The following is a 9,678-nucleotide window of genomic DNA, read 5'->3' as shown; positions in this document are numbered from 1 at the left end:
TATGTGGAACGGCCCGCGGTGCAAGGATGCTTTTCAGTCGATTTCACCACATGAGGACGGTGCGGTCATATGTCCGGCCTACTGGTGCGGTCATGACCGCTGGCCTCGATGAAGTCCGCGAAGCAGGTGGCTGGATCAAGGGGGCGCGCTTTGTGCGCGTCACGGGTTTCGGCCTGTCCTGTTTCGGGATTTCGTCCCGTGGTTCATCGTCTGTTGTGCACCTCACCTGCCGGGGGTCGCCGGGCAGCTCGTCTCGGCGGTCCTGCGCTTATGCGGCGACAGGTCCTGCCTCGATTCCTGTTGGATCTCGGTAGATTCCACCTCTGGTCAGCAATACCCAGATCATCCGGGCGATCTTATTGGCGAGCGCCACCGCCACGACCTTGAAGGGTCGCCGCGTGAGCATGTTCTTCAGCCACGGCCAAACTCGGTCGCGATACTGCACATGACGTAGCACCGATGCCGCCCCCGTCGTCAGCAATGATCGCAGCACCGGATTGCCCATCTTCGATATTCGCCCTAACCGTTCTTTGCCGCCGCTGGAATGCGCTTTCGGGGTGAGCCCGATCCAGGCTGCAAAGTGGCGAGCGGATTTGAAGCCGGCGGGATCGGGAACGAATGCCTTTACGGCCATGGCGATAATGGCGCCAACGCCAGGGATGGTCGCGAGGCGCCGCATCTCATCATCCTGCTTGGCCTGGATGACGATCTCACGTTCGAGTTTGTCGATCTGTGTGGCGAGCATCTCGATCTGATTGATGATTTCGGTCAGGGCAAAGCGCGCAGCCGGAGGAAGTCGGGTGTCTTCCTCATCCCGGATGATTGGCGCCAATGCTTTGACGTTGGCGATGCCGGTCGGAGCGATGATACCCAGCTCTCCCAAATGGGCGCGCAATGCATTGATCGCTTGTGTCCTCTGACGCACCAGTAGGGCCCGCGTTTTGAGCACCATCACCGCAGCCTGCTGCTCAGCCGTCTTAACCGGGACGAACCGCATCGTCTTTCGCGTCACCGCCTCAGCGATGGCTTCTGCGTCGGCGGCGTCGGTCTTGCCGCGCTTGACGAACGGCTTGACGTATTGAGGCGGTAGCAGCCTGACATCGTGGCCGAAGGCCGAGATCTCACGCGCCCAGTAGTGCGCACTGGCGCAGGCTTCCATCCCGACCAGGCACCGTGGCAATCTCTCGAAGAAACGCAGCACCTCGGCGCGACGAAGCTTCCGGTTGAATAGCGGAGTGCCCTCGGCATCCGCGCCAAAAGCCTGGAAAACGTGCTTCGCCAAGTCCAGTCCAATAGTGGTAACATCTTTCACGGAACGGTCCCTCCTTGTGGCGTTTGCGACAACGACCACCTTTTAGCACTTCGATGCTGTCGGAGCGGGCCGTTCCACCTCATCAAGGGTCGGACTACGCGAGACGCGTGCCGCCGCTCCGGCTGCGCCTGCGCGGTGATTGCGGCCCACGGCCGGACACTTCGGGCGCCTGTCAGCGGGGGATGGTCCTCCGCTCAAACAGGAGCCGGAGCAATGTCCTTCCCCGACGCCCACGCCTACGCCTTCAGCCTCGCCACCACCTTGATGGCCGTCATCGTCATCTTCCGAGCCGGCGACGGCACTCTCTCGGTCACAACCGCCAACGAGTTCGACGGCGATGAAACCGAGATCGTCAGTGAGATCGATCCGTTCGCCCCATGACGGGGCGACGGCCGTCCGGCCAAAGCGGATACCGATAGGTTTCCGTTCCCGACGGCGCTATTCCCTGCTAGAATAGAGCAGCGCCGTGGTGGTGGTGGAGGCGCGACCGTCAGACCATTCTCACGGAGAAACCACCATGATCTTCCTTGGCATTCTTCTCAGTTTCGCCGCCATTGGCTTCCTCTGCTGGCTGCTCTTAACGCTTGCCGTCTATGCGCTCCCGTTCTTCGTAGGCGTGAGCCTCGGCATGTGGGCGTATGGCACGGGCGCCGGATGGCTCGGCGCGATCATCGTCGGCTTCGTCGGGGCTGGTCTCACCTTCGGCGTCGGCCAGTTCCTGCTCGCCACCGTCCGCCCGATCTGGGCGCGCCTCCTGATCGCCATCGCCTTTGTCGCGCCTGCGGTGATCGCGGGTTTCCACGCCACCCATGGCGTCGTGAAACACACCATGCCGTCCGAGACCTGGCAGATCGTGTTCTCGATCATCGGAGCTGTCGCTGTCGGCGTGACCGCCTTCGCGCGGATCATCGGCATGGCGGCCTCCGACCCTTCGGCGGGCCAACTGTCTCGCGTCTGATGCGGAAAGCCGTGAACGGCCCCGGCTAAGAGAGATATCACGTTCGTGTCCTTTCGGATGGCACAGAGCAGGCGAGCGCACGGAATGCCAAGGCGAGTCCCGGGCAGGCGGCCGCGTATTGAGCGGATGGGGGAGCAGCGTTTGTAACGGCAAGCCGACCATCTCCGGCGAGCGGTGCGATCTTGCTGTTGGCGTCTGGGACAGAGGTTGCGTGCGATGGCCCGGAATGAGGCGATGGAGTCGGTGACGTCCGGCGAGTCTTTGGCGGCAGCGTGTGGCCTGGGTCTCCGCGTTCTGTCCATTCAGCGACCGCTCCATACGGCCTCTTCAATGGCCTGATCTGGCCGAAGGACGGCTGCGCCTCGAGCGCCTATGCCACAATGGCGCGTCGCGACTTTCTTCCCCTGCCGGCTGCGCCGTCATTCCTCGCGAAACAACAAAGTCGCGCCTGCGCCATCCTCCGCGGTGCTCCGGTCGCAAGCGATGTGTCGTCGCCCGCCTCCGGCCTGCCGATCGCCATCGAGGCCGCAATGGTGCGGGCTCGAAAATGGATACGGAGACCTACAATGGCCACCATCGGCACCTTCAAGAAGACCGCCTCGAACGAATACACCGGCGACATCGTCACCCTCAGCGTCCAGGCCAAGAACGTCCGCATCGTCCCCGACCTGCGCGCCAGCGGCGAGAACGCCCCCAGCCACCGGGTCCTGGTCGGCCGCGCCGAAATCGGCGCCGCCTGGTCCAAGCGCTCCAACGAGGGCCGCGAGTATCTGGGCCTCAAGCTTGACGATCCGAGCTTCAACGCCCCGATCTACGCCAACCTCTTCGACGACGAGGACGGCGACACCTTCTCCCTCATCTGGTCCCGGCCCAACGGCCGCCGCACCGACTGAGGCGGACAAAGCCCCGGCCGAAAGGCCGGGGCCGCCACCGCATCTCGACCGAATCACCCGCGTCATCAAACGATAGTCCGAGTCGCGCACCGGCGTCGCCGATGCTCATTTCTGGTGACGTCGCGATCAAGAGCGACTATTTTAGTCGTAGTTCTGGAGTGCGTATTGGCCCTGATGGGAGGTGATCATGCATGATCACCGCCCGACAATCACGGGCCGCGCGCGCGTTGCTGGGTTGGACACAGGAGACGCTCGCTGACAAGGCCCAGGTATCGCTGACCGCGCTCAAGCGCCTCGAATCCGAAAGCGGACTCGAGGTGTACGAGACCACGCGCGATCAAGTTCGCAGGGCGCTTGAAGCAGCAGGCATCGTTCTCCTGTCAACTGACCGAGGACATGGAGTGCTGCTCGTTGACGATCGCGGAAATCGAAAGACGTGACTGGTTGCAGCAAAGAGCTTTCGCCGAGTCAGTATCCGTCGTTTCTCGAGAGACCTCCATCCCGCATGAAATCCAGCGAGAAAATGGGCTCAAGTTGAGCGAGCTACGCCATGGTTGTTCCCGTTGACGATGATCCGCCCTCCGGCCAGGAGCTGACCGACTACGACAGGTCGCACATCAAGCTCTATATGCGCCTGCTTGATGCCACTGCCGACGGCGCGGATTGGCGGGAAGCCGTCGAAATCTTGTTCGGCATCGACCCGCACCGCGACCCCGAGCGCGCGCGTCGCGTCCACGACGGCCATCTGGAGCGCGCACGCTGGATGACGCAGATCGGATATCGGCTGCTTCTGCGCGAAGGCTGCAACTGACTGGCATAAACGGGCGCTTCGTCATCGCGGTGCCGCCGCGGCACCGCGCGGTGCCGGCTCTCTGGCTTCCCACAACCTCCATGCGAGGGAATCAATTCTCGCTCGACTTGCGCAATCCAAGGCGGGGTTGAATATGAGGCCCGATACTTCTCGTTGGAGAGAGACACCCACTTACGACTACTTCGATCAGCTTGCGATCGAGGGGCTGGCGTGGGAGTGCCTGCGGCGACACGAACCCTACCAACGAACCTATCGCCAGATCCTGGAAGAGACGGACGTGGCCGAGCCGCTGCCATTGGAAGCACAGCAACAGTGGGGTTTGCGATTTCCCCGCACGGCCGGGTTTGTCCGCTCTGACACAATCCGTCCTCTGGTCGCCTGCCGTCGTCCCCTCCGTTCTCACGCTGGCGCCGGCTCCAGAACATCTGTCGCTCGGTGAAGCGCCTCCGCTTAGCCCGCTCGATATCACCCGCGACAGCCCTGAAGGAGAACTCGCTTTCTATGGCGGCGATTCTCCCCTTCAGACTCTCATGATGCCCGGCAGCGACCCGACAAAACCCGTCGTCGCAATGATCCCGTTCGATGCCGATATGCTCGGCCGGATCGAGACGCTAACGCGACTCTGGCGCAGCCTTCGCGGCCAAAGACCGCCGCCCGATACGCGGATGACCCAGCAGCAGCGCCGTCGTCTTCGCCGAATGATTCAGGCGGCCGACGGTCACATGAACGGCGCGAGCTATCGCGAAATCGCCATAGCGATTTACGGCGAGCCGCGCATTTCGGCCGAGTCGTGGAAGACCTCGCCTCTACGCGCCTCGGTGATCGGCCTGGTCAAAGGCGGCCTCGACGCCATCAACGGCGGGTATCTCAATATGCTTCGTCACCGCCGTCGCTCGTGATCGCCCTGAGGGGTGAGGAATTTAGCTCCGCAAGTTCCTCATCCCTCCCGTCGCCCTTCCTTCGCCACCGTGGTCGTTGTTCGCCGCTGAACCGCAGCGGCTTCCCGCAACACCACGGAGGCCCGATCCATGCGACCCGATACCGCCGTTCTACCGCCACGCTTCCTGCGGACCAAGGAAGCCGCAGAATTCCTCAGCCTTTCAGCCCGCACGCTGGAGAAGCACCGCACCTACGGGACGGGCCCGGCCTATCGAAAGCTCGGCGGCCGCGTCGTCTATTCCGTCGACGACCTTGAAACCTGGGCCGACCGTGGCGCCGTCACCTCGACCTCCGACCCGCGCGGTTCGGTCCTTCCTGCCAAACGCCAGACGCCATCGACGGGCCAGCCCGTCGGTCGCTTCGCACGCTGATCGCGCCCGGTCCGTTCATGGCGGTGCGGCGTCGTCACCCATCGGAGCGCGGACAGCTCGACCTGTTTCGGGCGCTCCCTGGCGACTTCGCGCCAAGAGACGCGCAGGATCTCATGACCTATCCCTTCTTCTCTCTTTCCAAATCCCATCGCACCGCGCCGATCGACTTCGCCGCCGGCGACGTCGCGATCCGCGTGGAAGCGGTGCCCGATCATGGCATGGCGACCATTTGGGACGCCGACATCCTGATCTGGGCGGCGAGCCAGATCGTCGAGGCGCGTGACGCCGGGCTGCGCACATCGCGCCTGATGGCCGCCACTCCCTACGAGATTCTCACCTATGTCGGTCGCGGCACCAGCTTGCGCGACTACCAACGGCTCAAGGCCGCGCTCGACCGCCTGCAGTCGACCACCGTTTCCACCTCGATCCGACAACCGGCCGAAGGACGCCGCCATCGCTTCTCATGGATCAATGAGTGGCAGGAGCGCACCGACGGTAACGGCCGCCCCGACGGGATCGAACTGATCGTCCCCGACTGGTTCTACAAGGCCGTGCTCGATGACGCGCTCGTCCTGACCATCGACCGCACCTATTTCGATCTGACCGGCGGCCTCGACCGTTGGCTCTATCGCCTGGTGCGCAAGCACGGCGGCCGCCAGCGGGCGGGGTGGCGTTTCGATCTGCGTCATCTTCACCAGAAGTCGGGCAGCCTCTCGCCGTTCAAGCGCTTCGCCTTCGAACTGCGCGATATCGTCCGCCGCCAGCCGCTCCCCGGCTACGCCCTCTTTCTGGAGGTGGAGATTGGCGGCCGCGTTCTGCTCGCCTTCGAGCCGCACCCACCTTGTGGAAAACCTGTGGACGGGCTCGTGCTATCGGGAACCCGCACTATCGTGCCATCGGGAACCCTTGGCTCGTGCTATCAGGAACCCAAACAGGGTCTAACACACAGAAAGCAAAGCCGAAATCGGCCCCTTAACTTAGAGTCTAACCAAGAATCTAACTCTGAAGAGCGCACGTGCGATGTGGAAAACCTCATCCGTGCGACGGCGCGCAACCTCAGCGCGGCTTCTTCCGGTCGCAGAGCCGCTGACCCGAAAAGCGCGCAGACGAAGCTGTTCGACGATCGATCCCAAGCCGGTCAGCGTCCTTTCCGAGACCGCTCGGGAGGGGTGCGATGATCGTCGCGTTCCTCAATCAGAAGGGCGGCGTCGGGAAGACGACGCTCGCCCTCAACCTCGCTGGTGAACTGGCCAGCCGCGGAAAGCGCGTCACGGTTATCGACGCTGACCCGCAGGGGTCAGCGCTCGACTGGTCGCAGCAACGTAGTCGCGAAGGCCTTCCGCGCCTCTTCGGCGTCGTCGGCCTGGCGCGCGACACGCTGCACCGGGAGGCGCCCGAGCTGGCGCGCGATGTCGATCATGTGGTGATCGACGGTCCGCCCCGCGTCGCCGCGCTGATGCGCTCGGCTTTGCTCGCCGCCGATCTCGTCCTGATCCCGGTGCAGCCGTCGCCGCTCGACGGATGGGCGTCGGCCGAAATGCTCGCGCTCCTCGCGGAAGCTCGCATCTACCGGCCTGATCTTCTGGCGCGCTTCGTTCTCAACCGCTGCGGCGCCCGCACAGTCCTGGCGCGTGAGACCGCCGAGATGCTGGCCGATCACGACCCGCCCGTGCTCGCCACAACCATCGGACAGCGCATCGCCTTCGCTTCGGCCGCGCAGACCGGCCGCCTCGTCTGCGAGCTGGACGAGGCGGCGACGGCGGCCCGCGAGGTCGCGGCGCTCGTGAACGAAATCAGCCGCCTTCGCGCAGGGAGGGCGGGCACATGAGCGAGCGCCCATCGCGACGCGGCTTCGCCAAGCGCCCCGCCGACGCTGAGCAATGGATCAAGGCGGCTGACACGCCGCCACGCGATGCCGCCGCTTCCAGCTTCACCGCGCGGCTGACCATCGACATCACGCCGGATCTGCGCGGCCGCATCAAGATCATCGCCTTCCAGCGCGGTGTCACCGTCGCCGACATGCTGCGCGCGCTGCTCGAGCGCGAATTTCCTCCAACCGATGGAGCCCCCTCATGACCGGCACTGCGGCCCCCCGCGTGCGCGGCGGTCCGATGCCGCCTGCACAGCCCCACGAAGACATGACCCATGTCGAACTGACGTGGGTGGAGAAGAAGATCGAATACTGGATCAGGTTCGGTCGCCAAGCCCACGAACAGATTCTCGACCGCCGTCGGCGTGTCGTCGGCTTCCAGCCGAACGCCGTCTTCGCCTTCGTCCGCTGGGCCGCCAACGACTACGGCACCATCATTTCGCGCATCGACATTCTGCGCGCGATCGTGCCGGGTCAGTCCTATCAGACGGTTCCCTTCGTGCGCCCCGGCGGCGAAATCCTGCTGAAGGTTGAGGGCTGGCCGAAAGTCGAGGACGTGCTTCGGCACATCGACGCCATCGAAGCGCTCGGCGTCGATGCCTGCGACGTCGCGCCGGACCATTGGCGTCACGTCGCTCATCGGGCACAGGCCGGTCACGCACCGCGTCCATACACGGCCGAGCGCCATCTGGCGTGGCTCAAGCGGCGGGAAATCCAAGGATGACCCGTTCCGGCTATGTCAAAGCCACGGCTATCGCCACGCTCGGCGTGGCGCTCGCCATCGCCGTGCCGACATCCACCAAGCTGGTCTGGAACGTCACGCCCAGCGTCCCGATCGGACTCTACAGCATCGCGCCTTCCCATCGGCTCGAAGTCACCGATCTGGTCGCCGTCCTGCCACCCGAACCGCTGGCCGGTTTCATGGTCCGGCGCGGCTATATCGGTCCCGATTTGCCGCTGCTGAAGCGCGTGATGGCGCTGCCGGGACAGCGCGTCTGTCGCACCGGCATGGCGATCACCGTCGATAACGTGCCGCTCGGCGATGCCCGCGATCGCGACCGCATCGGTCGCGAACTGCCGATCTGGCAAGGCTGCCGACGGCTCGTCGCCGGTGAAGTCTTCCTCATGAATCCGGACGCGGCTGACAGCCTCGACGGGCGCTACTTCGGTCCGCTTGCCGACACCGCTGTGATCGGCCGCGCGACGCCCGTCTGGACCGACGAAGACGGCGACGGCCGCTTCGTCTGGCGCGCACCGACGCGCTGATTGCTTCCATTTTTCCACCCGCAACCAAGGAGACTTCCCATGCAAATCGGTATGTTCACTCGCGAAGCAAACGGCTTCACCGGGCAGATTCACACGCTGACGCTCGCCTGCGATCTCGCCATCATCCCGGCCGAACCCTCCGAGACGGAGAACGCGCCGGACTACCGCGTTCACCAGGGCAGTGACGAAGGTCCAGAAGTCGGCGCGGGCTGGATGCGCACCGGCGAACGCGCCGGCGAGTACGTCGCGCTAGTCATAGACGATCCCGCTTTTCCGCATCCGATCCGCGCCAATCTCTTCCGTGACGACGACGCCGGTTCGGCTTGGTCCCTGCATTGGAGCCGTCCGTCCAAGCGCGACGCAAAGGACTGACGCCATGCAGCGCGCCGTCCTTCTTCTCCTTTCCGGCCTGGTCCTGACAGCGAACGCGGCGTTGCCCGTTCGCGCGCAGACCTCGACACCGGCGCGCACGGCATCCGTCGATCCGCACGCCGGTTACGTCGCCGAAGCCTCGCAGCGCTTCGGCATTCCCGAAGCGTGGATCATCGCCGTCAAGCGCGCCGAAAGCGCCGGCGACGTGCGCGCGATCTCTTCGGCCGGTGCCATGGGCCTGATGCAGGTGATGCCCGACACATGGGCAGGGCTTCGCGTGCGCTATCGGCTCGGTCGCAATCCTTACGACCCACGCGACAACATCCTCGCGGGGACGGCCTATCTGCGCGAGATGTACGATCGCTATGGCACGATCCCCGCCATGCTCGCGGCCTACAATGCAGGACCCGGCCGCTACGACGAGCACCTCGCGACAGGGCGTGCGCTACCCGCCGAAACCCGCGCCTATGTCGCTCTTCTCGCCCCTCAGCTCGGCTCCGCAGCGCTGTCGAGAGGCGCGCCCGCTGCCGCACCTCCGCCGCCCGATTGGCGCGAGGCCCCACTGTTCGTCACGCGATCCGCCGACGCTCGTTCTGCCGTCGGGACACCATTCGGCGGCCGCTCACTCGACAGCCGCTCGTCCCTTCCGGCTGCACCGGATGGCGACGGAGGACCGCAGGCAACGCCCATCGTTCTTGCCCGCGATGATACCGGAGACCCGCAATGATGGCGCGGCTTCGCATTCGCACCGGATCGGGCTCCAGCGTGTCATGGAGGGCGCGAAGGAGGGAGACAGGCACAACAACCGCACGATGGCAGGATAAAACGGCGCACCGTGCGCTTCGGTCGGTTGGTTGTTTTTGCTGCATTTTTAGACGCGTTGCGC

Annotated in this window: 16 protein-coding genes; 15 read left to right on the top strand and 1 reads right to left on the bottom strand. The window is 64.6% G+C overall.

The features are described from left to right. Positions 1-268: 268 nt before the first annotated feature. Positions 269-1,312, bottom strand: coding sequence for an IS110 family RNA-guided transposase (locus BFN67_RS11815; protein WP_080918558.1), 1,044 nt, complete (start codon positions 1,310-1,312; stop codon positions 269-271). Positions 1,313-1,525: 213 nt separating this feature from the next. Here BFN67_RS11815 and BFN67_RS24545 point away from each other — a divergent pair, with 213 nt between their 5' ends. The 15 genes from BFN67_RS24545 (at position 1,526) to BFN67_RS11745 (ending at position 9,519) form a co-directional block, all read left to right on the top strand. After that, positions 1,526-1,693 (top strand): hypothetical protein, encoded by a 168-nt coding sequence (locus BFN67_RS24545; protein WP_012561390.1) that lies wholly within the window; start codon positions 1,526-1,528, stop codon positions 1,691-1,693. 136 nt (positions 1,694-1,829) lie between these two features. Continuing rightward, complete coding sequence (locus tag BFN67_RS11810) at positions 1,830-2,270, top strand: hypothetical protein (protein ID WP_012561389.1); 441 nt, start codon at positions 1,830-1,832, stop codon at positions 2,268-2,270. Positions 2,271-2,836: 566 nt separating this feature from the next. Next, positions 2,837-3,163: a DUF736 domain-containing protein gene (locus tag BFN67_RS11800; RefSeq protein WP_026782237.1), complete on the top strand. Its 327-nt coding sequence runs from the start codon at positions 2,837-2,839 to the stop codon at positions 3,161-3,163. Between the two features lie 191 nt (positions 3,164-3,354). Continuing rightward, on the top strand, positions 3,355-3,603 hold the full coding sequence (locus BFN67_RS11795) for a helix-turn-helix domain-containing protein (RefSeq protein ID WP_012561387.1): 249 nt from the start codon (positions 3,355-3,357) through the stop codon (positions 3,601-3,603). A 110-nt stretch (positions 3,604-3,713) separates the two neighbouring features. Then, entirely contained in the window at positions 3,714-3,974 is a 261-nt protein-coding gene (locus tag BFN67_RS11790; protein ID WP_080919768.1) for a DNA -binding domain-containing protein, read from the top strand. 133 nt (positions 3,975-4,107) lie between these two features. Next, positions 4,108-4,413 carry a transcriptional regulator domain-containing protein gene (locus BFN67_RS24860; protein WP_244396124.1) on the top strand — a complete coding sequence of 102 codons (306 nt, stop codon included), beginning with the start codon at positions 4,108-4,110 and terminating at the stop codon, positions 4,411-4,413. A 130-nt stretch (positions 4,414-4,543) separates the two neighbouring features. After that, a complete protein-coding gene (locus BFN67_RS25130) occupies positions 4,544-4,873 on the top strand; it encodes a DUF2285 domain-containing protein (RefSeq protein ID WP_342587447.1) in 330 nt (109 codons plus the stop codon). A 129-nt stretch (positions 4,874-5,002) separates the two neighbouring features. Continuing rightward, a complete protein-coding gene (locus BFN67_RS11780; RefSeq protein ID WP_012561384.1) occupies positions 5,003-5,284 on the top strand; it encodes a helix-turn-helix transcriptional regulator in 282 nt (93 codons plus the stop codon). A 17-nt stretch (positions 5,285-5,301) separates the two neighbouring features. Beyond that, positions 5,302-6,462, top strand: coding sequence for a replication initiator protein A (locus BFN67_RS11775; protein WP_067179930.1), 1,161 nt, complete (start codon positions 5,302-5,304; stop codon positions 6,460-6,462). Further along, on the top strand, positions 6,459-7,112 hold the full coding sequence (gene parA, locus BFN67_RS11770) for a ParA family partition ATPase (RefSeq protein ID WP_012561382.1): 654 nt from the start codon (positions 6,459-6,461) through the stop codon (positions 7,110-7,112). The genes BFN67_RS11775 and parA overlap by 4 nt, the downstream gene beginning before the upstream one ends. After that, the gene (locus BFN67_RS11765) at positions 7,109-7,360 is read left to right on the top strand and encodes a ribbon-helix-helix protein (RefSeq protein WP_012561381.1); all 252 of its coding nucleotides are present in this window, start codon (positions 7,109-7,111) and stop codon (positions 7,358-7,360) included. The genes parA and BFN67_RS11765 overlap by 4 nt, the downstream gene beginning before the upstream one ends. Next, complete coding sequence (locus BFN67_RS11760; RefSeq protein ID WP_012561380.1) at positions 7,357-7,878, top strand: DUF2840 domain-containing protein; 522 nt, start codon at positions 7,357-7,359, stop codon at positions 7,876-7,878. The genes BFN67_RS11765 and BFN67_RS11760 overlap by 4 nt, the downstream gene beginning before the upstream one ends. Next, entirely contained in the window at positions 7,875-8,420 is a 546-nt protein-coding gene (locus BFN67_RS11755; RefSeq protein ID WP_067179927.1) for a S26 family signal peptidase, read from the top strand. The genes BFN67_RS11760 and BFN67_RS11755 overlap by 4 nt, the downstream gene beginning before the upstream one ends. A 39-nt stretch (positions 8,421-8,459) precedes the next feature. After that, positions 8,460-8,792, top strand: a complete 333-nt coding sequence (locus tag BFN67_RS11750; protein ID WP_067179924.1) for a DUF736 domain-containing protein — start codon at positions 8,460-8,462, stop codon at positions 8,790-8,792. Positions 8,793-8,796: 4 nt separating this feature from the next. Then, positions 8,797-9,519 (top strand): lytic transglycosylase domain-containing protein, encoded by a 723-nt coding sequence (locus BFN67_RS11745; RefSeq protein ID WP_012561377.1) that lies wholly within the window; start codon positions 8,797-8,799, stop codon positions 9,517-9,519. The last annotated feature ends 159 nt before the right edge of the window (positions 9,520-9,678 follow it).

The organism is Manganibacter manganicus (genome assembly GCF_002075885.1).
GTDB lineage: Bacteria > Pseudomonadota > Alphaproteobacteria > Rhizobiales > Rhizobiaceae > Mesorhizobium > Mesorhizobium manganicum.
Note: the sequence above shows the minus strand (reverse complement) of the source record. Positions and strands in the feature narration are given on the sequence as shown.